We start from the raw sequence: 24,368 nt of genomic DNA, 5'->3' as shown, positions 1-24,368 counted from the left end.
CCCGCAGCTCAGAGGCATCTTCATGAGCACGAAGAAGGCGGGCGCCTGGGCGCTGCGCCATTCCGACGGGCTGCTGCCCAACCTGCTGGCGCTGGGCGCGATGGCCGGCGGCTGGGCAGGCGGCATCGCGCTGATGGGGCTGGGTCCGCTCTGGGCCTGGCCGGTCGGCGTGCTGCTGGTGGCCGAGGGGCTGATCCTCTCGGCCTACTACCTGCACGAGTTCGCGCACAACGCGATCTTCGCGCGCAACGGGGCCAACGAACGCTTCGGCCAGGCGATGACCTGGATCACCGGCAGCTGCTATGCGCGCTTCGCCGACCTGCGCTTCAAGCACATGCGGCATCACATCGACCGCGCCGACGTCATCACCTTCGACTACAAGAAGTTCCTGCGCACGCGGTCGGCGCCGGTGCGCGGGCTGTTTCTCGCGGCGGAATGGGCTTATGTGCCGGCGGTCGAGCTGCTGATGCATGCCTATGTGATCGCGCTGCCCTTCATCGATGCGCGCCGGCGTGAGCTGCGCGGCCATGTGCTGCGCGTGCTCGCGCTGCGCGTGGCGGGCTTCGCGCTGCTGGGCTGGTGGTCGCCGATGGCGCTGCTCGGCTATGCGGTTGCCTATTGCGTGATGCTGCATGTGCTGCGCTTTGCCGACGCCTACCAGCACACCTACGAAGCCTTCGAGCTGCTGGAAGGCGGCGCGCCCGCCGACCCGAAGCGCGACCGTGCCTACGAGCAGCGCAACACCTACAGCAATGTGGTGTCGGCCGGCCATCCGCTGCTCAACCTGCTGCTGCTCAACTTTCCGTACCACAACGCCCATCACGAGCGGCCGGTCGAGCCGTGGTACCGGCTGCCGGCGCTGCACCACAAGCTTTACGGCGACAGCTACCAGCAGGTGATCCCGATGTGCGAGCTGATCGGCGCGCATCACCGCTATCGCGTCGTGCGGCTGCTGTCGGACGACTATGGTGACGTGGTCGAGATGCCGGCCGGCAGGCTCGATGCGCATGGCTTCTACGGCGCGGTGGGTGTCTCCTTCCTGACGGCGGTGTGATGCAAGGGTTTGCAAGCGATCTGCTCGCGGGGCGGGTGGCGGTGGTGACGGGCGCGGCCAGCGGCATCGGCCGGGCGACGGCCATCGCGCTGGCCTCGGTGGGCGCAAGCGTGGCGGTCGGCTATGTCGGCACGCATTCGGCGGCGCAGGACACGGTCGATGCCATCACGCATCTCGGTGGCCGCGCCATCGCCATCGAGGCCGACGTGGCCGACGCGCCCCAGGTCGAGGCGCTCTATACCTGCGCCGAAGCTGAACTGGGGCCGATCGACATCGCGGTGCACGCGGCCGGCGTCATCCAGGAGAAGCCCTTTCTCCAGACCACCCCCGAGGACTGGGACTTCGTCGTCGGCGTGGACCTGAAGGGCGTGTTCCTGTGCTGCCGCGCGGCGCTGCGCCACATGGCGCCACGCGGGCGCGGCACGGTCATCAACATCGCATCGGAGCTGGGCTTTCTGGGCCGGGCCGAGTACGCGCCCTACTGCGCCGCCAAGGCCGGCGTGATCGGCCTGACGAAATCGCTCGCGCGCGAGTTCGCGCCGGCGATCCGCGTCAATGCGATCGCGCCGGGGCCGATCGCCACGCCGATGCTGTCGATCGAGCACATGAGCGCCGAGGTGCTGGCGCGCGAGATCGCGATTCCGGCGCAGCGCGCGGGCACGCCCGAGGAAGTCGCGGCGACGGCCGTCTTTCTCGCGTCGGACCTGGCCAGCTTCTTCCACGGCCAGATCGTCGGGCCGAACGGCGGCGCCTGGATGGGGGGCTGATTGAATCCGCAGTTGTTGCCGGCGCTGGTGCTGCTGTTTTCCGCCTTTCTGTGGGGGCTGGCGTGGTGGCCGATCCGGCTGTTTGCCGAGGCGGGGCTGTCGGGGCCGGCGCTGTCGCTCGCGAGCTACGGCGGCATCGGCGTGCTCGGGCTGCCCTGGCTGCTGGCGCAGCGCGCGCGCTGGTGGCCGCATGCGCGCGTGCTGATGCTTCTGCTGCTGCTCGGCGGGCTGGCGAATGCCGGCTTCGTCTATGCGCTCATGAACGGCAGCGTGGTGCGCGTGATGCTGCTGTTCTACCTGTCGCCGGTGTGGTCGGTGCTGGGCGGGGCGGTGTTCTTCGGCGAGCGGATTGATGCGCGGCGGGCGGTCGCGCTGCTGCTTGCGGTGGGTGGCGCGGGCGTGCTGATTGCGGGGCCGGCGCTGCTTGCACCCGCCGCCACGCTGGCCGCCGCGATGTCGCTATCGGACTGGGTCGCGCTCGGCGCGGGCCTCGCGTTCGCGGGCGGCAATCTCGCCACGCGCCACGCGGCCGGCGTGCCCGAGGCGTCGAAGACGGTCGCGATCTTCCTCGGCTGCGGGCTGGTGTCGGCCGCGATGATCGGCGTCGGCGTGCGCGGTGACGTGCCGGCCTGGAGCGCGCCCGTCGTCGGCGGCCTCGCGGCCTTCGCGCTGCTGTGGCTGCTGGTCGGCACGGCCACGACGGTCTATGGCGTGACGCGGCTGGAGAGCGGCCGCGCCGGGATCATTTCCATCGTCGAGCTGCTGACCTCGACGGTATCGGCCGCCTGGCTGCTCGGCACGCCGCTGAGCGCGCCTGAATGGATCGGCGCGCTGCTCATCGGCGTCGGCGCCTGCATCGAGGCGGTCGGCGACCGGCGCGGCGCGCCCAACGGTTCGCCGGGCGCCTGCCCGGATTGCACGGAGAGTCGGCAATGAGCCTGTGGATGAACGAGATGACCTGGGTCGAGTACGAGCGCGAGGTCATCGCGCGCCGGCCGCCCGTCTTCCTGCCCGTCGGCGCGTTGGAGCAGCACGGGCCGCATCTGCCGCTCGGCACCGACGCGCTCCTCGCTACGGCCGTGGCGCGCGACGCGGCGGCCAAGGTGGGCGGCATCGTCGCGCCGGCTTTGAGCTTCGGCTACAAGTCCCAGCCCAAGTGCGGCGGCGGCCAGCATTTCTGCGGCACCACGAGCCTCGACGGCGCCACGCTCAGTGCCCAGGTGCGCGACGTGCTGCGCGAATTCGCGCGCCACGGGCTGGAGCGCGTGGTGATCGTCAACGGCCATTACGAGAACACCTGGTTCCTCATCGAAGGCATCGACCTCGCGCTGCGCGACATCCGGCCCGAGCCCGGCCGCTTCAGCGTGATGCGGCTGGAGTACTGGGACTTCACGACGCCGCAAACGCTTGCAACCGTCTTTCCGGACGGCTTTCCGGGCTATGCGCTGGAGCATGCGGCGGTGATCGAGACCTCGCTGATGCTGCACTACCACCCCGCGCTGGTGCGCCTCGACAAGCTGCCCGCCGATCCGCCCGCCGACTTCCCGCCCTACGACATCCATCCGGCCAAGCCCGACTGGGTGCCGCCGTCGGGCGTGCTGTCGTCGGCGCGCGGCGCGACGGCGGCCCATGGCGCGCTCATGGCGACCGAGCTGGCGGCCAGCATCTCGGCGGCGGTCGCGGCCGAGTTCGGCCTCGCGGCGACGGCATGAGCGGCACGTCGTCTTCGCCCGAGGCCGGTGCCGCAAGCGCTTGCAGCCCGGCCGGCTTCGGCGCGATCGGGCCGAGCCGCGCCGCGCTCGTCGTTATCGATCTGCAACGGGACTTCCTCTCGCCCGAGGGCTATGCCGCGACGGCCGGTCTGGACGTGGCGCGGTTGCGCGGCGTGATCGCGCCAGCGCTCGCCCTCATCGACGCGGCGCGCGCCGCCGGCATGTTCGTCGTCTACACCCGCGAGGGTCACCGCCCCGACCTGTCCGACTGTCCGGCCTGGAAGCTCGAACGCAGCCGGCGCGGCGGCGCGGAAATCGGCGGAGCCGGTCCGCTCGGCCGCCTGCTGGTGCGTGGCGAATACGGTCACGACCTCATCGACGAACTCGATCCGCGCGCCGACGAGCCCGTGATCGACAAGCCCGGCTACAGCGCCTTCCATGCGACCGATCTCGACGCCCTCCTGCGCGTGCGCGGCATCGACACGCTGATCGTGTGCGGCGTCACCACCGAGGTCTGCGTCCACACCACGCTGCGCGCCGCGAGCGACCTGGGCTACCGCTGCCTCACCGCCGCCGATGCCACCGCCGCGAGCGAGGCGCAGTTGCAGATGCCAGCGCTTGCAATGATCGGCGTCGAGGGCGGCGTGTTCGGCGAAGTGGCAAGCTCGGCCGACATCGTGGCCGCGCTGGCCGCCGCGTCCATTCCACTCCCGGAGCCCACATGACCGCCGTCCGCAAACTCTGGCCGCTGCTCGTCGGCACGCATCGCTACGACAAGTCGATCTCGCTGCTGCGGCTGCCCGCGGGCGAGACCGTCGAGGCGCCGATCCTCGCCTACCTGATCGAGACCACCAACGGTCGCATCCTCTACGACGTCGGCTGCGACCATGCCAAGGTCGCCGATCCGGCACTGCGCGCGAAGCACTACGACCCGGCCCACTTTCCCTTCGGCCCGCCCGACATCACCGACGAGCAGCGCATCGAGGCCCGGCTCGCGCGCCTCGGCCTCACGCCGAAGGACATCGATGTCGCCTTCCTCGGCCATCTGCATTTCGACCACGCCGGCGGCGTGGGCAGCTTCGGCTGCGAGGTGCAGGTGCAGCGCGCCGAACTCGACGCCGCGCTCTCGGGCGCCGACGGCGGCGTGTTCATGGACGAACTTGCGGGCCATGAGCGCTGGACCGTCAAGGACGGCGACTACAGCCTCGTCGACGGCGTCGATGCCCTCGTCACGCCCGGCCACACCGCAGGCCACATGTCGATGCGCATCGTCCTGCCCCGGGGCGCGCCGGTGCTGCTCTGCGGCGACGCCGCCGACCTGACCGAGAATCTCGACGCCGAGATCGCGCCCGGCCTGCTCTGGCAGGGCGCCCCCGGCGCCGACGGCCGTCCGACCATCGGCGCCGACGTGGCCGAGGCGACGGCGCTTGCCAGCATCCGCCGGCTCAAGACGCTCGCCGCGGAGGAGGGCGCCGAGCTATGGCCCAACCACGACATGGGTTTCTATCGCCGGCTCGAGTGCCGCTGTCCGTTCCCGGACCATCACGCCTGACGCCGCTCGCAGGTAACGGTCGCGCGCGCCCTCCCTTCCAGCCCCATAACATCGCGTGAGCGTCTGCCGCTCCCCGTCCTTACCCGATTGACGCCGGTGTTGCGGCGCAAGAAATTCGCAGGAGTATTGGTGACGGACAGGCGGAGACGGAAGGTGCGGGTGGTGGAGCGCAACCATGTGACGATCAGCGGCGAGGGGCCGCGCACGCTTGTCTTCGCCCACGGCTTCGGCTGCGATCAGCGGGCCTGGCGCCACGTCTCGCCCGACTTCGAGCGCGACAGTCGCGTCGTCCTGTTCGACTACGTGGGCTGCGGCCGCTCCGACATCGGCGCCTACGATCCCGCGCGCTACCAGACGCTCGACGGCTATGCGCGCGACCTCGCCGAGGTGCTCGATGCGCTCGGCGACGGCCCGGTCAGCCTGGTCGCGCATTCGGTCAGCGGCATGATCGGGCTGCGCGCCGCACTGCTGCGGCCCGGGCGCATCCAGCGCATGGTCATGATCGGCAGCTCGGCGCGCTATCTCAACGATCCACCGGGCTACTCGGGCGGCTTCGAGCCGGCCGACGTGGCAGCGCTGCTTGACCTCATGGAACGCAACCTCGCCGGCTGGGCCGGCATGCTCGCGCCCCTCGTCATGCTCAACGACGACCGTCCGGAGCTGACCGACGAGCTCATCGACAGCTTCTGCGCCGGCGATCCGGCCGTCATCCGCGCCTTCGCCGAAGCCGTGTTCTACAGCGATTCGCGCGCGCTGCTGCCCGCTCATGCGGTGCCCACGCTGATCGTGCAGTGCCGCGACGACATCATCGCGCCGCCCGTCGTCACCCGGTACCTGCATCACCACCTCGCGGGCAGCGAGTTCGCCGAGGCCGAGGCCACCGGGCACTTCCCGCATCTGAGTCATCCGACCGCCACCATCGCCCTGCTGCGCAGCTACCTCGACCGCGATGATTGATTCCCGCGCCCTCGGCTCCACCGCTCATCTGCCCTGCGGCTGGTTCGCCATCGACGGCGCGGGTTGCGTGATCGCCGCCAACGCCGCGCTCGCGCGCATGCTCGGCTGCGACGAGGCGGCGTTGCTCGGCCGCCCGATCGAGTCGCTGTTCACGCTCGAAAGCCGGGTGCTCTACCTGTCGCATGCGGTGCCGATGCTCAAGCTGCGCGGCGAGCTGTCGGAAGTGATGCTCACCCTCGCGGGCGAGCACGGCCCGGTCGACGCGCTTGTGTATGCGCGCCGCGAGCAGCGCGACGGCGGCGAGGCCGCGAGCGAGTTCGTCATCGCCCGCCTGCATGAGCGCAAGCGGCTCGAAGACCAGCTCCTCACCGCGCGTCGCGCCGCCGAGCAGGTGCCCGGCATCGTGTTCCAGTGCCTGCGCCGCGCCGATGGCGGCCTGGCCTTCCCCTACATGACCGAAGTGGTGCGCGTGATGTACGGCCTTGCGCCGGTGCAGCTGCGCGCCGACGGCCGGCGGCTGTTCGACGCGATCGAGCCTGCCCATCGCGCCGCCGTGCTGGCCGCGATGGCCGCCTCGGCCGAGACGCTCCAGCCCTGGCGCGCCGAATACCGCGTCGAGCATCCGGTCGGCGTCCAGCGCTGGCACGAGGTCAACGCGACGCCGCGGCGCCAGCCCGACGGCAGCGTGATCTGGCACGGCTTCATCGCCGACGTGACCGAGCGTCGCGCGCTGGCCGACGCGAGCCAGGCGCGCCAGGCCGCCGAGACCGCGAGCCGCGCCAAGAGCGACTTCCTCGCGCGCGTGAGTCATGAACTGCGCACGCCGCTCAACGGCATCCTGGGTTTTGCCCAGCTGCTGCTGGTGGGGAGCGACGCGCTCACGGTCACGCAGCGGCGCCATCTCGGCCACATCGAGCAGGCCGGCCGGCATCTGCTGCTGCTCATCAACGACATGCTCGACATCACCCGCATCGAGGCCGGCAAGGTGACGATGCAGATCGAACCGGTCGAGGCGCTCGACGCGCTCGCCGATTGCCACCAGCTGGTCGCGCCGCTCGCCAGCAAGGCCGAGGTCGAGCTGCAGCTCGACACGCCCTGCAGCTGCGTCGTGCTGGCCGATCGCAATCGGCTGCGCCAGGCGCTGCTCAATCTCGCGAGCAACGCGGTCAAGTACGGCGCTGGCGGCGGCGTGGTGACGCTGGCGCTTCGTCCCGACGGCGGCAGTGCGCGGCTCGAGGTGATCGACCGCGGCCCGGGCCTGACGCCCGAGCAGATCGGCGCGCTGTTCCAGCCCTTCAACCGGCTTGGCGCCGAGCGCGGGCCGGTGGAGGGCACGGGGCTGGGCCTCGTCATCACGCGCGGTCTCGTCGAGCTGATGGGCGGACGGCTGGAAGTGGCAAGCCAGCCCGGCGCCGGCTGCACCTTCGCGATCGTGCTGCCGTCGGTCGGCCCAGACGACCGAATCTGAGCGGCAGACGCCGCCGGCGTTTCCCGGTCGATCCGACGGCGGCCGGCGCATAGGCGACTGTTAGACTCGGCCGTTCATTCCTCCGTCTCTTTAAGCCAACCGCCGCAATGCTCTCCACCGCGAACATCACGATGCAGTTCGGGGCCAAGCCCCTGTTCGAGAACATCTCCGTCAAGTTCGGAGACGGCAACCGCTACGGCCTGATCGGCGCGAACGGCGCCGGCAAGTCCACCTTCATGAAGATCCTCGGCGGCGACCTCGACCCGTCCGCAGGCAACGTCAGCATCGATCCCAACGAACGCCTCGGCAAGCTGCGCCAGGACCAGTTCGCCTACGAGGACGTGCGCGTGCTCGACGTCGTGCAGATGGGCCACGTCGAGATGTGGGCCGCGATGACCGAGCGCGACGAGCTCTACGCCAAGCCCGACGCGACCGACGACGACTACATGCGCGCCGCCGACCTCGAAACCCGTTACGCGGAATACGGCGGCTACACGGCCGAGGCCCGCGCCGGCGAGCTGCTGCTCGGCGTCGGCATCCCGACCGAACTGCACGACGGCCCGATGAGCGCGGTGGCGCCCGGCCTCAAGGTGCGGGTGCTGCTGGCCCAGGCGCTGTTCAGCGATCCGGACATCCTGTTGCTCGACGAACCGACCAACAACCTGGACATCAACACCATCCGCTGGCTCGAAGAGGTCATCAACGGTCGCAACTCGACCATGATCATCATCAGCCACGACCGCCACTTCCTGAACCAGGTCTGCACGCACATGGCCGACCTGGACTACGGCCAGCTGCGCGTCTACGCCGGCAACTACGACGACTACATGCTGGCCTCGGTGCAGGCGCGCGAGCGCCAGATGGCGGCCAACTCCAAGGCCAAGGACCGCATCCAGGAACTGCAGGAATTCGTCGCGCGCTTCTCGGCCAACAAGTCCAAGGCCCGTCAGGCCACCTCGCGCCTGAAGCAGATCGACAAGATCAAGGCCGAGGCGGTCGAAGTGAAGCCGTCGTCGCGCCAGAACCCCTACATCCGCTTCGAGCAGGAAAAGAAGCTGCACCGCCTCGCCTTCGAGGCCAAGGGCCTGAGCAAGACCTACGAGTTCACGCTGTTCAAGAACTTCGACTTCGTGGTGAACGCGGGCGAGAAGGTGGCGATCATCGGCGCCAACGGCGTCGGCAAGTCGACGCTGCTCAACATCGTCGCGGGCAGCGTCAAGCCCGATACCGGCGAGGTGAAGTGGGCCGAGAACGCCAACGTCGGCCTGATGGCGCAGGACGTCTTCCCCGACTTCGACAGCGACAAGAACCTGACCGACTGGGTCCAGAGCTACACCAAGCCCGGCGACGACGACCAGGTGGTGCGCGGCATCCTCGGTCGCCTGCTGTTCCAGGGCGACGACGTGAAGAAGGCGGTGCGCATCCTGTCGGGCGGCGAGAAGCACCGCATGAGCTTCGGCCGCCTGATGCTCGGCCGGCACAACGTGCTGCTGATGGACGAGCCGACCAACCACCTCGACATGGAATCGATCGAATCGCTCCAGGTGGCGCTCGAGAAGTTCGAGGGCACGCTGGTGTTCGTGAGCCATGACCGCCAGTTCGTGAGCGGCGTGGCCGACCGGATCATCGACGTGCGCGGCGACGGCACGATCGTCGATTTCAGCGGCAACTACGAGGATTACCTGCGCTCGCAGGGCCTCGAATAAGCAGGCGGGGCGGCGCGATGTTCGACAAGCCGGCCGATAGCGCCGTTCCGCTCCATCCGCTGCTGGCGCTGCGCTGGAGCGGTCGCGCCCTCGATGCCGACACGCCGGTCGCGCCCGAAGCCGAACGGGCCTTGCTCGAAGCGGCGCGCTGGGCGCCGAGCGCCGGCAATCGCCAGCCCTGGCGCTTCGCCGTGTTCGAACGCCAACGCGAGTCCGATGGCTGGAGTGCGCTGCTGCGCACGCTCGCGCGCGGCAATCAGGCGTGGGCGTGGAACGCGCGCTTGCTGATCGTGGTGTGCGCCGTCACGGCCTTGCCCGACGACGGCGGCCCGAACCGCTGGGCCGCCTACGACTGCGGCGCGGCCGGCGTCAGCCTGATGCTCGAAGCCCGCGCCCTCGGCCTGATGGCGCATGCGATGGGCGGCTTCGACGTGGCAGAGGTCAAGGCGCTGCTCGGTCTGAAGGGCGATGCGATCGAGCCGCTGAGCGTGATCGCGGTCGGCCATCCCGCCGATGCCGGCACGCTCGGCCGCGATCTTCATGCCAAGGAACTTGCCCCGCGCCGACGCGAGCCGCTCGATGCGCTGCTGATCGGGCCGGGCCGGCGGGGTTGAAACCCGGCCCGGCCGGCGGCGTGGCCGGCCGTGCGTCGCCACGCCGACTTCGGCGGCCACGCCCGCTGCGGGCGTGCCACGCCGCCTACTTGAGACCGTCGATGCCCTTGCGGATGGCCGAATCGATCGCCTTGGTCGCGCCGGCGTCGGCGGGCGTTGCGGGCGCGGTCTGGGCAGAGGTGGCCGGCCTGTCGGTCGCCGCCGCCGGCATCTCGGCGGGCGCGGGCGAACCCGCCGTGGCTGCCGCGGCTTCCTTCACCTTGGCGCGCATCTCCTCGTAGCGCGGTGCCAGCACGATCTTGGTGTCGTTGCGCCACTCCTGGGTCAGACGCTGGCGCGTGTCGTTCCAGCGCTGCGTCATGAGAAAGCGCTCGATGCGCGGGCGCGCGTCATCGAACCTGATCGGCATCGGCTCGCTCGACCGCAGGAACAGCAGTCGCAGCGCGCCCGGCGCCTGGATCACCAGCGGCATGCGGTTGCTCCAGGCAGAGAGCTTGGGCAGCAGCGGGAAGGGCAGGTCTTCAGGGCGGGTGATGACCAGTTCGCGCCGGTACTCGGCGCCGGCCGAATCGAGGCGCTTGAGCGCGGTGTCGATCGTGAACGTGCTGCCCTGCAGATCGGCCTTGAGCGCCTGGAGTCCCGGTGCGCCCACCACGACCTCGTCGGTCACGTATACGCGACGGTCTTTGAACATCTGCGGATACGTGTCGTTGTAGAAGGTGCGGACTTCGTCGGCGCTCGGCTTGCCGACGGTATTGGCGAGTTTCTCGAATGCCAATTGGGCCAGGATTTCACGCCGTGCACTGTCGCTGGCGTAAATGAACTTGTCCTGCTTGTCGGCCGAATCCGAAATGGCTTTTTGCGCTGCGATTTCATCATCGACCAGCTTGTCGAGTGCCTGGAGGATGAATTCGGGATTGTCGGCAAATGCGGCCGCAGCCGGGCTGCGGCGCATGACGAATTCAAGCTGATGTGAGGTCAATTCGACCCCGTTCACGGTGGCGGCAAGCTGGCTTGATCCGGCTTTCTGTTCGGCGGACTTTCCGCATGCGGCCAATGACAGGACTGCGATGACGCCGACAAGGCGCACCAGGCTGGCTTTCTTCACTCGAAACTCGGAAATGGACGATGACGCGTCGCACCTGACCGGCGACGCTCGGGGAATGCCGCCGCGAGCGCGGCGGCATCCGGAATGGCCCGTGAACGGGGCGGGCGGGTCAGGCCTTTCGTGCCTTGCGGCGACGGATCAGCAGCGAGGCGACGCCCAGGCCCGCCAGCGCGACCGGTGCCGGTTCAGGCACCGCCGTGGTGGTGTCGATCGTGCTGAACAGCTGGGCCTGCCGAAGCTGGCCGCTGTTGGCCCAGTTGAAGCTGACCCGGACGGTGTAGCTGCCGGCCGCGAGGTTGTCGTAGCTGAAGGTGGCGCCCGACGAGGTGTAGGTGCCGACGCCGCTCACGATCGAGCCGGTCGGGCTGACTGAGGCGAGCGTGAAGGAGAAGGTGCCGCCCCAGGGATAGGTGCCGCTTAGCGTGTCCGCCGCGTAGACCAGCCCCTCGATGTTCGACTTGTCGGTGAGCGTGAAGCTGCCGATGGTCAGGTTGTCGACATGACCGGTGGCCGTGTTGGCCGGCAGGATGTAGACGACCGGGCCGAGGTCATAGTGTTCGGCGTGGGCAGCGCCAGTGGCGCCGAACGCCAGTACCGCTGCGGCGGCCGCGTGCTTGAGTCGCAATCGCATTGCATTCCTCTCGTGAAGTGGACCCCGGGCGGAATGCCCGGAGCTGCGAGACCGATTTCCGCTGAGTCGCACGCGACATGCGCCAAGAATCCACGCATTGATGGCAAGCCCACACTTGCGATCGAATCGGGCGATGCCAACGGGAATTGGCGCGGTCAAGTGTATGAACGTGCTGCAACGCGTCAACGTGACGCAGGTATTCGACTCGGGGTCCGCCGGAAATAAATCACGTTCAAATCAGCCCAATCCCCTGATTGCCAAACATGGCGCGTCGACTTTGGCTGCCGTAATCAGAACGAATGGTGCGGCCCGGTCGGTATTGGCATGCGCCAATTGCGCGAAGTGCCGGCCGATATCACCGTTCGCATTTCGGTCACCGGGTGCAGGAATTTCGTGATGCGGTTTTGATTGAAACCGGCGGGCGTGCCGATGCGGCGACGAGAAGAACTTCACTTGACTGGCATTGCGCCAAACAAATTTCGCTGCTGCCGATTGCGTGGGAGCGAGGCGTGATGGGGAATGCGACTGACGAGATGCGAATGAAGGATTGGTGCCGCGCCGTGCATCGAGCGGATGGGGCATTGACCGTGCCGCGGTTGTCAACGATGCGGCGGATTGCGCCGATTTGCGCTCGCCGGCGTTCCGGCAGGTATCCCGATGCGGCGGTTGCGGTGCTGGCGCAGACCGATGAATCCTGTCCCTACAGGAACGCGGTGGCGCGCAGCGCGCGGGATGAATGGCGAAATTTTCATCAAATCGCCATTCATCGGGAATTTGCGGCCTTTCATTCCGCGTGAGCGGAAGTGGGCCGCGGCGATTTCATTCCTGTTTGCCCCAAGGCTGGCTGCTCGGGACGAATTGGGTCTTGATGCCCTTTTTCTCGATGGCTTCAAGCGTGGGATAGAAAGTCGCCTCGTGCACGAGGGTGCCGTTCTTGTGCTTCACGGCCACGTATTTGGCGATCTTGTCCACTTCGGTGAAATAGCCGTTTCCCGGGTCATTGGCGTCGCGGGCATTGCCATCCCAGTCGATGAAATAGCCTTCGGGGGTGCTGCTCATGGTCGTGCTCCTGTGGGTTTTGTCGCGCCGGTCGCGCAAGCGGCGGTTCCACGCCAAGACCATGCCAATCGGGGCCGACCGTCCGCGTGCGGTGCCATGACGACCGGCGCAGGGGTCGGCACGGGCGGCGTCGGCTGCCGGGCACAATCGCGGCCATGCAGATTAGAGAGATTCATGAACGCCTAGGCGCGCGCGGCGCGCTGCCCTGTCATGTGCGGCGCCTGTTGCGGCGCTGGTCGCAGGCGCTGCCGCCCGGGCATGGACGGCTACGGCCCGAGGATGTGCCGCCGCAATCGGCGCGCGCCGAGTTCGCGGCGATCGAGGCCGAGCTGGCCGGGTTGGCGACGGTGGCGGCCGAGCATCCGGGCGAGGACGGTTCGGCGCGGCTGCTGGTGCGGCTGGCCGACGGACAGACGGTGGAAAGCGTGCTGCTGCCGCGCGATGGTGTGTGCGTGTCGTCGCAGGTGGGCTGCGCCGTCGGTTGCGTGTTCTGCATGACCGGCAAGTCGGGCCTGCTGCGGCAGGTGGGCAGCGCCGAGATCGTGGCCCAGGTCGCGCTCGCGCGGGCGCGCCGGCCGGTGCGCAAGGTGGTGTTCATGGGCATGGGCGAGCCGGCCCACAACCTCGACAACGTGATGGAGGCCATCGAGCTGCTCGGCACCGTGGGTGGCATCGGCCACAAGCAGCTCGTGTTCTCGACGGTGGGCGACGAACGCGTGTTCGAGCGGCTGCCGCAGGGGCCGGTGAAGCCGGCGCTGGCGCTGTCGCTGCACACGACGCGGCCCGAGCTGCGCGCGCAGCTGCTGCCGCGCGCGCCGCGCATCGACCCGGCCGATCTCGTCGAACTGGGCGAGCGCTATGCCCGCGCGACCGGCTATCCGATCCAGTACCAGTGGACGCTGATCGAGGGGATCAACGACGGCCCCGACGAACTCGACGGCATCGTGCGGCTGCTCGCGGGCAAGTACGCGCTGATGAACCTCATTCCCTACAACACGGTCGACGGAGATGCCTTCCGCCGGCCATCGTGGGAACGGGCCGCCGAGATCGCGCGCGGCCTGCACCGGCGCGGCGTGCTCGCCAAGCTGCGCCGTTCGGCCGGGCAGGACGTGGAGGGCGGCTGCGGTCAGCTGCGGGCCCGCATGCTCGGCAGCGAGGCGACGGTCGCGCCGCCCGCCCGCCGACGCGTCAGCCCGCCAGCCTGAACCGGCCCACCAGCGCCGCCATGCTTTCGGCCTGGACGCGCAGGCTGTCGGCGGCGGCGGCGCTCTGCTCGACCAGCGCCGCGTTCTGCTGGGTGGCACCGTCGAGCGAGCCGACGGCCTGGTTCACCTGGACGATGCCGCTGGCCTGCTCGCTCGCGGCAGCGTGGATGTCGGCGATCAGATCGCTCATGAGATTCACCTGCCGGACCACGCTGGCGATCGTCGTGCCCGCCTCGCCCGCGAGCTGACTGCCCGCCTCGACGCGCTGGGTCGAGTCGTCGATGAGCTGCTTGATCTCGCGCGCCGCGCTGGCCGAGCGGCTCGCGAGCGAGCGAACCTCCTGCGCCACTACCGCGAAGCCTCGTCCCTGATCGCCGGCACGCGCCGCTTCCACCGCCGCGTTGAGGGCCAGGATGTTGGTCTGGAAGGCGATGCCGTCGATGACGCCGATGATGTCGGCGATGCGGCGGCTCGATTCGGTGATCTCGTCCATCGTGCCGACCACCCGTTCCATCACCGCGCCGCCTTCGTTGGCGACACGCGCAGCCTCGGTCGCGAGCTGGCTCGCCTGGTGGGCGCCGTCGGTGCTCGCGCGCACGGTGTCCGTCATCTGATGCATCTGCGCGGTCGTCTGCTGAAGCGCGCTGGCCTGCTGCTCGGTGCGCCGCGACAGATCCTGGTTGCCCGAGGCGATCTGGCCCGAGGCGGTCGCGATACTGTCGGCGGCGGTGCCGACCCGGCCGATCAGCGTCACGAGCGCCATCTGCATCGCGCCGAGCGAGGCCAGCACGCTGCCGGCGGGGGCGCGCGCGGCTTCGGGAATCGGGCGCAGATCGCCGTCGGCCACCCGACCCACGACGGCACGCAGCAGTGCCGGCTCGGCGCCGAGCGCGCCACCAAGGCTGCGGACCAGCCAGATGCCGAGCAGCAGCGATCCGACAAGAGCCAGCGCGCTCACCGTCATGAGCAGGGCGCGCTGACGCGTCAGGCTGGCGAGGGCGCTGTCGCCGCGTTCGCGCTGGATGCGGGTCGAGAGCGCCACGTAATCGGCCAGCACCGTATCCAGGCTGTCGAGCAGCGGCATGCATTCCCGGGTGATCACCCCGAGTGCGGCGTCGCGTTCGCCGGCAGTCACATGCGCGAGCAGCCGCAGCGCCACGTCACGGTATTCGCGTTCGATCTGGTTGAGGCGGGCGGCGGTCGCGCGTGCTTGGTCGTCCATGTCGGTCGCCGAGGCCACCAGTTCGTTGTAATGGGCCAGCAAGGCATCCGAGCGCGCACTGGCGTCACGGGCATGCGCCAGCTGACGATCGCGGGTCGCCGTGTCGCCCGCGAGCAGAGCGTTGCGCGTGGCGATGGCCATGTCCTTGGTCGAGTTGCCGAGCTGGCTGACGGTGGCGACCCGTTCGCCAAAGCCGTTGATGTAGATGAAGAAGCGCTGGTTGGCATCACTCAGCGCCAGGATGCCGAGCATCGCGATGAGCAGGCAGGCGGCGCACAGGCTGCCGAAGCTGAGCAGCAATTGCTGCCTGACCGTCAGCGGGAGGAGGCGGTTCATGGTTGTCCCTGGACTCGTGTTGGTAGTAACCCGAGTCTCGGCAGGGACAAATGGCGACGCAGCGCGGCAAACGCCCGCAAAACCCGGCTGTTCGCGCGAACGGAATGTCGTTCTGCTTGGCACGCGCGCGGGCGTTCTACCGTCGCGTATGGCGCCGTGTGAACGGCGTCTGAACCTCTGGCTGTAGTGTGATCACCACAGCCAGAAAGAGGCCTCAGAAGCTGACCGCGCCCGTCACGCCGGCGATCCAGTTGCGGCCCGGTGCCGGTTCGAAGAAGCGGCTGTTGCCCTCGTTGACGATGACCGAACCTGCGTACTTGCGGTCGAACACGTTGTCGACGCGGCCGAAACCGGTGATCGACCAGCCCGCCTGCTTCACCAGCCAGCCCGCGCCGAGGCCGACCGTGCCATAGCCACCGGCGGCGTCGGAATTGGCGTCGTTCACGTACACGCGATCGACGACGCGGCCCTCGATGCTCGCGCGCGGGCCGGTGGCCGGCGCCCAGGCCAGCTCGGCAAAGCCTTGCTGGCGCGCGACACCGGGGATGTGGCGGCCAGCCGGAATCGTCGTGTTGGGCGTCGCGCAAGGCGTGCCGGTGCAGGTGGCGAAGGTCTCGCGGTAGGTTGCGTCCACCAGCGTGTACGCGATCTGGGTGCGGATGTCGTGCTCGTACTCGGCCGACCACGACAGCTCGACGCCCTGGCGACGGGTGCTGCCGGCGTTCTGATAGGTCGCGCGGCCGCCCGTGTTCGTGAGGGTGACGATTTCGTTGTCGTTGCTCGTGCGGAAGGCGGCGAGCGTCAGCAGGCCCGGGCCGTGACGCCACTTGGCGCCGACTTCGAGGTTGTCGCTGCGCGAGGGCTGGAGGCCGAAGTTCATGCCGGTCAGGCCGTTGGCGCGGTAGGCCAGTTCGTTGAGCGTGGGCGTCTCGAAGCCGCGGCCGGCGGTTGCATACAGGCGCAGGTCGGGCGTGGCCGCGTACTGCAGGCCGACGACGGGCAGGGTGGCGGTGTAGTCGGTGCTGCCGCTGTCGTCTGGGTTGCCCGGAACGATGTAGCGGTCGATCGACTTCACGCCGATGCGGCTGTGGCGCACGCCGGCATCGAGCTTCCAGTCGGTCGCGAAGCGCCACTCGGCCTGCACGTACTGGTCGATGTTCCAGCTCTTGTTGTTCTCGTCGCGACGCAGCGCGCCCATGACGCCGGTCGTGCCGCCGATGAAGTTCTGGTAGCCCTTGCGGTTCTCGTCGAGCGCGTCGGCGGCGACGCCGCCCACGAGCTTGAGCGGTCGGCCGGCCAGCTCGCCCTTCCAGTTCCAGCGCGCATCGACGCCGTAGTACTCGCGGCCGAGGCCGATGACGCCGCCCGGGTGGGTGGCGGCGTTCTGCGGGCCGGTCGGAATGGCCTGGTACTGCACCGTGTCGCGATGGCCGTCGTACACCGAGAACGCGAGGCTGTTGGCGGCGTTGATCTGGCGTTCGTACTGCAGGCCACCCTGGGTCTGCTGCACGGTCTTGCGGGTGTCGAAGCTGAGGGCAACCGATTCAACGCCGCGCGGGTCGCGCTCGAAGTTGGCGCGCGTCAGGCCGAGCGGGTCCTGCGCCTTGAGGTTCACGTAGTTGGCGACGATGGTCAGCTTGCTCCACTCGTCGGGGCGGGTCGTGAGCTTGACGTTGCCGAGGTCGCGTTGGGTGACGCTGTGTTCGCGGTAGCCGCCGGTCTCGAAATGGCTGCCGCTGAAGCTGTAGCCGAGGCCGCCGGTCTCGCCGCTGAAGCGCAGGCTTTCGCGTTGCGTGCCGAAGGAGCCGAAGGCATAGCCGCCTTCGAGCGTCGGCGCGCCCTTGCCCTCGGCGGTGAAGGCCTGGATCACGCCGCCGGCGCTGTTGCCGTACAGCGCCGAGAAGGGGCCGCGCAGCACCTCGATGCGGTCAAGCGCGCCGAGGTCGATGTTGCTGAGCTGGCCCTGGCCGTCGGGCAGCGTGGCCGGGATGCCGTCCACGTAGATGCGCACGCCGCGCACGCCGAAGGCCGAGCGCGCGCCGAAGCCGCGGATGGAGAGCTGCTGGTCCTGGGCGTAGTTCTGGCGGTCGCGCAGCGTCAGGCCGGGCACGCCGCCGAGGCTTTCCGACAGGTTCACCTGGAGCTTGCCGTCGCGCGCGCGGGCGCCGTCCACCACGTCCACCGACGCGGCCGCCTCGAAGGGCGAGGTGTCGATGCGCGTCGAGCGCACGATCACGCTGTCGAGCGTGGCGGGCGCGGTCCGGGACGTCGCGGGCGCGGTCTGGGCGGCGGCCGGCGCGGCGAGATTGGCGATGGCGGCGGCGCAGCAGGCGAGGGCGAGCGGCGGCAGGCCGCCGGAGGTGCGAGCGGTGGGCTTCATGTTTCCTTCGCCCGGCGGCGCGGAGGGCGCGCGCCGGGTGTCTCCGTGTGATTGTCGTGGTGCGCGCGGGCGGTCGCGGGAGGCTCGCCCGACGAGCGGGCGGCCATGCTAGCAGCGGGCTTTCACACCATTCCGGCGGCGCCGGAGATTGGCGATTTTCGCTAGCCGCCGACGTTGCCGCGCCACGTCGCCCGGCTTGCCATTTCGCAAGTTCGGCTGCTTGCGCGATGCGATAAGGTCGGGTGATTCCGCGCCCAACAACAACGATGAAGCCCCGTCGCCCGCTCACCCTCGCCAGCCTCGCGCTGCGCCGCGAACTGCGCTACGTGGCGCTCGCCTTCGCGACCATCCTCACCGTGGGCGCCTTCGGCTTCAGGCACATCGGTGGCGGCGCGACGACGCTGTTCGACGGCTTCTACATGACCTTCATCACCGTGGCCACGATCGGCTACGGCGAGATCGTCGACCTGTCGCAGCATCCCTGGGGCCGGCTGTTCAACGTCGGCATCGCGGTGTCGGGCATCGGCGCCTGGACCTACATGTTCTCGATCATCACCGCCGTGCTGGTCGAGCGCAGCCTCGATCCCGAACGCAGGAGACAACGCATGGTGAAGGCCATCGACAAGCTGCACGGCCATTACATCGTCTGCGGCATGGGCCGCGTCGGCGGCAACGTGGCGCGCGAACTCAATGCCACGCGCCACGCGCATGTGGCGGTGGACGACGCTCAGGAAGCATTGGAACGCCACATCGAGCGCATGCGCGAGATCGGCCACGAGCCCTATGCGATCCAGGGCGACGGCGCCGACGACGACACGCTGATCGAGGCCGGCATCAAGCACGCGGCCGGCCTGTTCGCCGTGACCGGCGAGGACGCGAAGAACATGGTCATCGTGCTCACGGCCAAGCAGCTCAACCCAAAGCTGCGTGTGGTGGCGCGCGTGCACGACGTGCGCAACATCGAGAAGTGCCGCCGCGTCGGTGCCGACGAGATCGTGTCGCCCGACTTCACCGGCGGGCTGCGCATCGCCTCGGCCATGCTGCGGCCGCATGCGGTCAACTTCATGGACCAGATGCTGCGGCGCTCCGACGCGCTGCGCGTCGAGGAGATCACGCTGCCGGCGACGCTGCCGACGGTCGCGCTCGGCACGCTCGCGCCGCCGTCGCGCGATTACGTGGTGGTGGCGCTGCGCGAGGCGAACGCGCCGCGCGTGCATCCGTTGCTGGCCCAGGGCGACCAGTGGCAGTTCAGCCCGCCGGTCGAGCAGGACGTGGCCGGCGGGCAGGTGCTGATCGTGATTGCGACGCCGCTCGGCCGCGAGGCGATCGAGCAGCGGGTGGCGGAGCTGGCGGCGGCTTGAGCGGCCGGCCGCGCGGGCAGCACCAGCCGCCGGGAGGGGCGGCCGTGTCGGTGTCGTGCGTCCTGCCTTCGGCGACCGTGCGCTTCAGTCACCGAATCCCTCCAGCACCAGCTTGCCGATGCTCGTCCCGCTTTCGAGCTGGCGATGGGCGGCGCGCAGATTGGCCGCGTTGATCGCGCCGCCGACGGCCGTGAGCGTGCTGCGGAGGACGCCTGCATCCACCAGATCGGCCACGCTGTCGAGCAGCGTGTGCTGGGCCGCCATGTCGGCGGTCTGGAACATCGAGCGCGTGTACATGAACTCCCAGTGCAGCGACACGCTCTTGCGCTTGAGCAGGCGGAAGTCGGGCGGCGTGGCCGGATCGTCGATGAGCGCGATGCGGCCTTGCGGCGCGACCGCCGTGGCCAGCGCGGCGAAGTGGCGCTCGGTCTGGGTCAGGCTTGCGATGTAGCGCGGCGCGACGCCCAGCGTGGCCAGCTCCGCGTCGAGCGGCTGGCGGTGGTCGATGACGTCATGCGCGCCGAGGTCGCGCACCCAGGCCGCGCTCTCGGGCCGCGAGGCGGTGGCGATGACGCGCAGCTTCGTGAGCCGGCGCGCGAGCTGCACCAGCACCGAGCCGACGCCACCAGCCGCGCCGACGATGAGCAGCGCCTCGCCCTCACCGCCGTCGCGCGCCACCTGGAGCCGGTCGAACAGCAGCTCCCACGCGGTGATCGCGGTGAGCGGCAGCGCCGCCGCCTCGGCCCAGCCGAGGCTCGCGGGCTTGCGGCCGACGAGGCGTTCGTCCACGCATTGCAGCTCGGCATTCGAGCCGGGGCGCAGCAGATCGCCCGCGTACCAGACAGCGTCGCCGGGGCGGAACAGGCTCGCTTCGGCGCCGACCGCGCGCACCACGCCGGCGGCGTCCCAGCCGAGCACGCGCGGGCTGCCGTCGGGTGTGGCGGCGTGGGCGCGGATCTTGGTGTCGACCGGGTTGACCGACACCGCGCGCACCTCGACGAGGAGGTCGCGCGGGCCGGGCACGGGGGCGGGAAGTTGGAGGTCGATCAGCGCGTCGGGCGCGTCGATCGGTTGCGGGCGGGGAGCGGCGATGGCTTTCATGACTGGCCTCATCGGGAAGGGGATGAGGCGAGTCTGGACGCGGACCCGAGGCATCGGTAGCGGCGGGCAGGGTAGTTCAGTTTCAAACGATTTTTGAAGCCGGCGTGCCTGTTGCGTGATTGCTGATTGAAGGAAGATCGTTGCCCGTTGCCTTCCGCCGCCGCCCATGCCCGCCTTGCCCGCTCCTGCCGATCTCGAACTCTTCGTGCGCGCCGCCGAACTCGGCAGCCTGTCGCAGGCGGCGCGCGAACTCGATCTCCAGCCCGCGAGCGCGAGCGCCAGCCTCAAGCGGCTCGAAGCCCGGCTCGGCGCGCGGCTGATGCTGCGCTCGACGCGCGCGCTGCGGCTCACGCCCGAGGGCGAGCGCTACATCGTCCATGCGCGACGCGCGCTTGCAGCGCTGGCCGAAGGGCTCGACAGCGTCGCCGGTGACCGTGCTGGGCTGCGCGGCGAACTGCGCATCTCGGCGCCGTCGGATTTCGGGCGCGCGCTGCTGCGCGGCTGGCTCGACGACTTCCAGTCGCGGCATCCCGAGGTGAGGCTGAGTCTGGCGCTGTCCGACCGGCTGGCCGATTTCTATCGCGAGCCGGTCGATCTCGCGGTGCGCTACGGCGAGATGCGCGACAGCGGCCTGATCGCGCGGGCCCTGCTGCCGTCGAACCGGCGCGTCCTAGTCGCGGCGCCGACCTATGTCGAGCGCATGGGCGCGCCGGCCACGCCGGACGACATCGCCGGCCATGCCTGCGTCGCCTGGATGCTGAGTCCGGTGGCGGGCGGCGCGCGCGTGCATGACCGCTGGCGCTTCACGCGCGGACGCGAGTCGCGCGAGATGAAGATCGAGCCGCGCTGCGTCAGCGACGACGGCGCGCTCGTGCGCGACTGGGCGGTCGCGGGGCGCGGCCTCGCGTTCAAGGCCTGGATCGATGTCGCCGACGATCTTGCGGCCGGCCGGCTGCTGCGACTGCTGCCCGACTGGACCGGCGAGCCGGCGCCGGTGCAACTGCTCTATGCGAATCGGGAGCATCAGTCGGCGCTGATGCGCGCGGCGATCGACTGGCTGATCGAACAGGCACGGCCGTTCGAGGCGAGGGCGCGCGCGGCATTCGCGCAGGCTTGAGAGAATTCAGTGACGGTTGGCGGGCGCGGGTGACGCGGCTGCCGGCTTCACCGTCGGTGTCGCGGCCCTGGCGGGGGCGGCGGGAGGCTTGCCGCCATTCGGCTTGCCCGGGGCGGGCGGCGGCGGAAGCAGGGACTGGGCGACGGGCGCGGGCTCGTTCGCATCGAGGATCTGAACGAAGACCTCGTCATTGCGGATCATGCCGAGCTGGAGCCGGGCACGTTCCTCGACGGCCGCGGTGCCGTCCTTCAGGTCGCGGACCTCGGCGGCGAGGCCCGCGTTGCGCATGCGCAGACCCGCGTTGCGGGCCTGCATCAGCGTGACCGTGTCCTCGCGCTCCCACACCTTGGCCCAGCCGCCATCGCCGAGCCAGAGCGGGTACTGGATCAGCACCAGCAGGGCGAACAGGGCAACAGCTATCCAGCGCATGGGAGACGAGGTTCAACCGGCGCTCAGCGCAGGTTGTAGAAGGCCGAACGGCCGGGGTAGGACGCGACGTCGCCGAGGTCTTCCTCGATGCGCAGCAGCTGGTTGTACTTGGCCATGCGGTCCGAGCGCGACATCGAGCCTGTCTTGATCTGAAGCGCGTTCGTGCCGACGGCGATGTCGGCGATGGTCGCGTCCTCGGTCTCGCCCGAGCGGTGCGACACGACGGCCGTGTAGTTGGCGCGCTTGGCCATCTCGATCGCGGCGAAGGTTTCGGTGAGCGTGCCGATCTGGTTGATCTTGATGAGGATCGAGTTGGCGATGCCCTTCTCGATGCCTTCCTTCAGGATCTTGGTGTTGGTGACGAACAGGTCGTCGCCCACCAGCTGCACCTTCTTGCCCAGTTCCTTGGTCAGGTGCGCCCAGCCGTCCCAGTCGTTCTCGGCCATGCCGTCTTCGATCGTGATGATCGGGTACTTGTCGACCCAGGTCGCCAGCATGTTGGTCCAATCGGCGGCCGACAGCTTCAGGCCTTCGCCTTCGAGGTGATAGACGCCGTCCTTGTAGAACTCGCTCGACGCGCAGTCGAGGCCGAGCGCCACCTGCGAACCCGGCTCGTAGCCCGCGCGCTGGATCGCCTCGATGATGATCTTGATGGCCTCTTCATGGCTCGTGAGCGACGGGGCGAAGCCGCCTTCGTCGCCGACGGCCGTGTTCAGGCCCTTGTCGTGCAGCAGCTTCTTGAGCGAATGGAACACCTCGGCGCCGGTGCGGATGGCTTCGCGGAAGCTCGTCGCGCCCACCGGCAGGATCATGAATTCCTGCAGGTCGAGGTTGTTGTCGGCGTGGGCGCCGCCGTTGATGATGTTCATCATCGGCACGGGCAGGGCCATCGCGCCCGAACCGCCGAAGTAGCGGTAAAGCGGCAGGCCGCTGTCTTCGGCGGCGGCCTTGGCCACGGCCATCGACACAGCCAGCATCGCGTTCGCGCCCAAGCGCGATTTGTTTTCCGTGCCGTCGAGGTCGATCAGGGTCTTGTCGAGGAAGGCCTGTTCCGACGCGTCGAGGCCGATGATGGCTTCGGCGATCTCGGTGTTGACGTTGTCGACGGCCTTGAGCACGCCCTTGCCGAGGAAGCGGCTCTTGTCGCCGTCGCGCAGCTCGATGGCTTCGCGCGAACCGGTGGACGCACCCGACGGTACCGAGGCGCGACCGAGCGCGCCGCTTTCCAGCAGCACGTCGCATTCGACGGTCGGATTGCCGCGGCTGTCGATGACCTCGCGGCCGATGATGTCGACGATCGTGGACATGGTTTTCCTTGGGAGAGTGGTTAGAAACCTTCGACGATGACCGCGTCGAACTGCGCCGCGTCGCCTCTCACGTTGCGGGCGCGCTTGTATTGCGGCGAGTCGTACCAGGCGCGTGCCTGGGCCATCGTCGGGAACTGGAGGATGGCCATGCGCTCGGGCGCCTGGCCTTCGAGGACTTCCATGCGGCCGCCGCGCACCAGCGGCTTTGCGTCGTAGGCGGTGGCCGCGAGCTTGGCGAGCTGCTGATAGGCGGCGTACTGCTCGGGCTTCTTGACGTTGATGCTGACGACGACGTAGGCGGGCATGGGAGCGGGGGAATCTGGGCTGCGGCGGATTCTGCGCGAAGCGCGCCGAGAGCGCGCGGGAAGATGACGCGGCGCAACAGCCGCGCCTGCGTCAGATCACGCGAAGTTGGTTTCGAGAAAGCCGGCGCGCTTGGTGAGCGTGTCGAGTTCCTTAAGCACCGCGAGCAGTTCCTTCATGCGGCCGAGCGGCACGGCGTTGGGGCCGTCGCTCTTGGCATTGGCCGGATCGGGGTGCGTTTCCATGAACAGGCCACCGATGCCGACCGCGACCGCCGCGCGCGCGAGCACCGGCACGAATTCGCGCTGACCGCCCGAACTGGTGCCCTGGCCGCCCGGCAGCTGCACCGAATGCGTCGCGTCGAACACGACCGGACAGCCCGTCTCGCGCATGATCGCGAGCGACCGCATGTCGCTGACGAGGTTGTTGTAGCCGAAGCTCACGCCGCGCTCGCAGGCCATGAAGACGTCGTCGGCGAGACCGGCTTCGCGCGCGGCTTCGCGGGCCTTGTCGATCACGTTCTTCATGTCGCCGGGCGCGAGGAACTGGCCCTTCTTGATGTTGACCGGCTTGCCCGACTGCGCGCAGGCGCGGATGAAGTCGGTCTGGCGGCACAGGAAGGCGGGCGTCTGGAGCACGTCCACCACCTCGGCGACGGGCTTGACCTCGTCTTCGGTGTGGATGTCGGTCAGCACCGGCACGCCGATCTTAGCGCGGGTGTCGGCCAGGATTTCGAGCCCCTTGTCCATGCCGAGACCGCGAAAGCTCTTGCCCGAGCTGCGGTTGGCCTTGTCGAAGCTCGACTTGTAGATGAAGGGGATGCCGAGTTCGGCGGTGATTTCCTTGAGCTTGCCGGCGGTCTCGTGCGCGAGGTCGCGCGACTCGATGACGCAGGGGCCGGCGATCAGGAAGAAGGGTCGGTCAAGGCCGACCTCGAATCCGCAAAGTTGCATCTGTCTCCTCTGGGCGATGCGACGGG

Annotated in this window: 24 protein-coding genes; 14 read left to right on the top strand and 10 right to left on the bottom strand. The window is 69.2% G+C overall.

What is annotated here, in order from left to right; genetic code table 11:
* Window positions 1-22: 22 nt before the first annotated feature.
* The 10 genes from H566_RS0110625 (at window position 23) to H566_RS0110580 (ending at window position 9,830) form a co-directional block, all read left to right on the top strand.
* Complete coding sequence (locus H566_RS0110625) at window positions 23-1,054, top strand: fatty acid desaturase (protein WP_028311434.1); 1,032 nt, start codon at window positions 23-25, stop codon at window positions 1,052-1,054.
* Window positions 1,054-1,821 (top strand): SDR family NAD(P)-dependent oxidoreductase, encoded by a 768-nt coding sequence (locus tag H566_RS0110620; protein ID WP_051378558.1) that lies wholly within the window; start codon window positions 1,054-1,056, stop codon window positions 1,819-1,821. The genes H566_RS0110625 and H566_RS0110620 overlap by 1 nt, the downstream gene beginning before the upstream one ends.
* Entirely contained in the window at window positions 1,822-2,757 is a 936-nt protein-coding gene (locus H566_RS24305; protein ID WP_084544948.1) for a DMT family transporter, read from the top strand.
* A complete protein-coding gene (locus tag H566_RS0110610; protein WP_028311432.1) occupies window positions 2,754-3,533 on the top strand; it encodes a creatininase in 780 nt (259 codons plus the stop codon). The genes H566_RS24305 and H566_RS0110610 overlap by 4 nt, the downstream gene beginning before the upstream one ends.
* On the top strand, window positions 3,530-4,258 hold the full coding sequence (locus H566_RS0110605) for a cysteine hydrolase family protein (protein ID WP_034411061.1): 729 nt from the start codon (window positions 3,530-3,532) through the stop codon (window positions 4,256-4,258). The genes H566_RS0110610 and H566_RS0110605 overlap by 4 nt, the downstream gene beginning before the upstream one ends.
* Window positions 4,255-5,085 (top strand): N-acyl homoserine lactonase family protein, encoded by an 831-nt coding sequence (locus H566_RS0110600; protein WP_028311430.1) that lies wholly within the window; start codon window positions 4,255-4,257, stop codon window positions 5,083-5,085. The genes H566_RS0110605 and H566_RS0110600 overlap by 4 nt, the downstream gene beginning before the upstream one ends.
* Before the next feature lie 162 nt (window positions 5,086-5,247).
* Window positions 5,248-6,042 (top strand): alpha/beta fold hydrolase, encoded by a 795-nt coding sequence (locus H566_RS0110595; protein ID WP_245591328.1) that lies wholly within the window; start codon window positions 5,248-5,250, stop codon window positions 6,040-6,042.
* Window positions 6,035-7,510 (top strand): PAS domain-containing sensor histidine kinase, encoded by a 1,476-nt coding sequence (locus H566_RS24300; RefSeq protein ID WP_051378555.1) that lies wholly within the window; start codon window positions 6,035-6,037, stop codon window positions 7,508-7,510. Before H566_RS0110595 ends, H566_RS24300 begins: the two co-directional genes overlap by 8 nt.
* Before the next feature lie 107 nt (window positions 7,511-7,617).
* Window positions 7,618-9,216, top strand: coding sequence for an ABC-F family ATPase (locus tag H566_RS0110585; protein WP_028311428.1), 1,599 nt, complete (start codon window positions 7,618-7,620; stop codon window positions 9,214-9,216).
* Window positions 9,217-9,233: 17 nt separating this feature from the next.
* Entirely contained in the window at window positions 9,234-9,830 is a 597-nt protein-coding gene (locus tag H566_RS0110580) for a nitroreductase family protein (RefSeq protein WP_028311427.1), read from the top strand.
* Window positions 9,831-9,915: 85 nt separating this feature from the next.
* Here the strand turns inward: H566_RS0110580 and H566_RS27440 are convergent, their stop codons facing one another.
* Window positions 9,916-10,938, bottom strand: coding sequence for an EpsD family peptidyl-prolyl cis-trans isomerase (locus tag H566_RS27440; protein ID WP_169732516.1), 1,023 nt, complete (start codon window positions 10,936-10,938; stop codon window positions 9,916-9,918).
* 109 nt (window positions 10,939-11,047) lie between these two features.
* Complete coding sequence (locus H566_RS0110570) at window positions 11,048-11,569, bottom strand: PEP-CTERM sorting domain-containing protein (protein ID WP_028311426.1); 522 nt, start codon at window positions 11,567-11,569, stop codon at window positions 11,048-11,050.
* Between the two features lie 380 nt (window positions 11,570-11,949).
* Here H566_RS0110570 and H566_RS28940 point away from each other — a divergent pair, with 380 nt between their 5' ends.
* Window positions 11,950-12,366, top strand: coding sequence for a hypothetical protein (locus tag H566_RS28940; RefSeq protein WP_156924374.1), 417 nt, complete (start codon window positions 11,950-11,952; stop codon window positions 12,364-12,366).
* A 22-nt stretch (window positions 12,367-12,388) separates the two neighbouring features.
* Here H566_RS28940 and H566_RS0110565 read toward each other — a convergent pair whose 3' ends face one another.
* Window positions 12,389-12,628, bottom strand: a complete 240-nt coding sequence (locus H566_RS0110565; protein WP_028311425.1) for a hypothetical protein — start codon at window positions 12,626-12,628, stop codon at window positions 12,389-12,391.
* Window positions 12,629-12,783: 155 nt separating this feature from the next.
* Here H566_RS0110565 and H566_RS0110560 point away from each other — a divergent pair, with 155 nt between their 5' ends.
* Complete coding sequence (locus tag H566_RS0110560) at window positions 12,784-13,833, top strand: RNA methyltransferase (RefSeq protein ID WP_028311424.1); 1,050 nt, start codon at window positions 12,784-12,786, stop codon at window positions 13,831-13,833.
* On the opposite strand, the gene H566_RS24290 is transcribed toward H566_RS0110560, so the two are convergent.
* Together H566_RS24290 and H566_RS0110550 are read right to left on the bottom strand one after the other, a co-directional pair.
* Window positions 13,817-15,391, bottom strand: a complete 1,575-nt coding sequence (locus tag H566_RS24290; RefSeq protein WP_034411058.1) for a methyl-accepting chemotaxis protein — start codon at window positions 15,389-15,391, stop codon at window positions 13,817-13,819. The genes H566_RS0110560 and H566_RS24290 overlap by 17 nt on opposite strands.
* Before the next feature lie 214 nt (window positions 15,392-15,605).
* A complete protein-coding gene (locus H566_RS0110550; protein WP_084544946.1) occupies window positions 15,606-17,771 on the bottom strand; it encodes a TonB-dependent receptor family protein in 2,166 nt (721 codons plus the stop codon).
* A gap of 266 nt (window positions 17,772-18,037) precedes the next feature.
* Between H566_RS0110550 and H566_RS24285 the strand changes: the two genes are divergently transcribed.
* Window positions 18,038-19,132, top strand: coding sequence for a potassium channel family protein (locus H566_RS24285; RefSeq protein WP_084544945.1), 1,095 nt, complete (start codon window positions 18,038-18,040; stop codon window positions 19,130-19,132).
* 84 nt (window positions 19,133-19,216) lie between these two features.
* Here the strand turns inward: H566_RS24285 and H566_RS0110540 are convergent, their stop codons facing one another.
* The gene (locus H566_RS0110540) at window positions 19,217-20,233 is read right to left on the bottom strand and encodes a zinc-binding alcohol dehydrogenase family protein (RefSeq protein ID WP_028311422.1); all 1,017 of its coding nucleotides are present in this window, start codon (window positions 20,231-20,233) and stop codon (window positions 19,217-19,219) included.
* A gap of 166 nt (window positions 20,234-20,399) precedes the next feature.
* Here H566_RS0110540 and H566_RS0110535 point away from each other — a divergent pair, with 166 nt between their 5' ends.
* Window positions 20,400-21,350: a LysR family transcriptional regulator gene (locus H566_RS0110535; protein WP_034411056.1), complete on the top strand. Its 951-nt coding sequence runs from the start codon at window positions 20,400-20,402 to the stop codon at window positions 21,348-21,350.
* 6 nt (window positions 21,351-21,356) lie between these two features.
* Here H566_RS0110535 and ftsB read toward each other — a convergent pair whose 3' ends face one another.
* The 4 genes from ftsB to kdsA form a co-directional block, all read right to left on the bottom strand.
* Complete coding sequence (ftsB, locus tag H566_RS0110530; RefSeq protein ID WP_028311420.1) at window positions 21,357-21,779, bottom strand: cell division protein FtsB; 423 nt, start codon at window positions 21,777-21,779, stop codon at window positions 21,357-21,359.
* Window positions 21,780-21,802: 23 nt separating this feature from the next.
* Window positions 21,803-23,086, bottom strand: coding sequence for a phosphopyruvate hydratase (eno, locus tag H566_RS0110525; protein ID WP_028311419.1), 1,284 nt, complete (start codon window positions 23,084-23,086; stop codon window positions 21,803-21,805).
* A 20-nt stretch (window positions 23,087-23,106) separates the two neighbouring features.
* Window positions 23,107-23,391, bottom strand: a complete 285-nt coding sequence (locus H566_RS0110520; RefSeq protein ID WP_028311418.1) for a DUF1330 domain-containing protein — start codon at window positions 23,389-23,391, stop codon at window positions 23,107-23,109.
* Between the two features lie 96 nt (window positions 23,392-23,487).
* Complete coding sequence (gene kdsA, locus H566_RS0110515) at window positions 23,488-24,342, bottom strand: 3-deoxy-8-phosphooctulonate synthase (protein ID WP_028311417.1); 855 nt, start codon at window positions 24,340-24,342, stop codon at window positions 23,488-23,490.
* Between the last annotated feature and the right edge of the window lie 26 nt (window positions 24,343-24,368).

Source organism: Derxia gummosa DSM 723, assembly GCF_000482785.1.
Classification (GTDB): Bacteria; Pseudomonadota; Gammaproteobacteria; order Burkholderiales; family Burkholderiaceae_E; genus Derxia; species Derxia gummosa.
The sequence above is the reverse complement of the archived record's forward strand: the minus strand, read 5'-3'. Positions and strand labels throughout refer to the sequence as shown.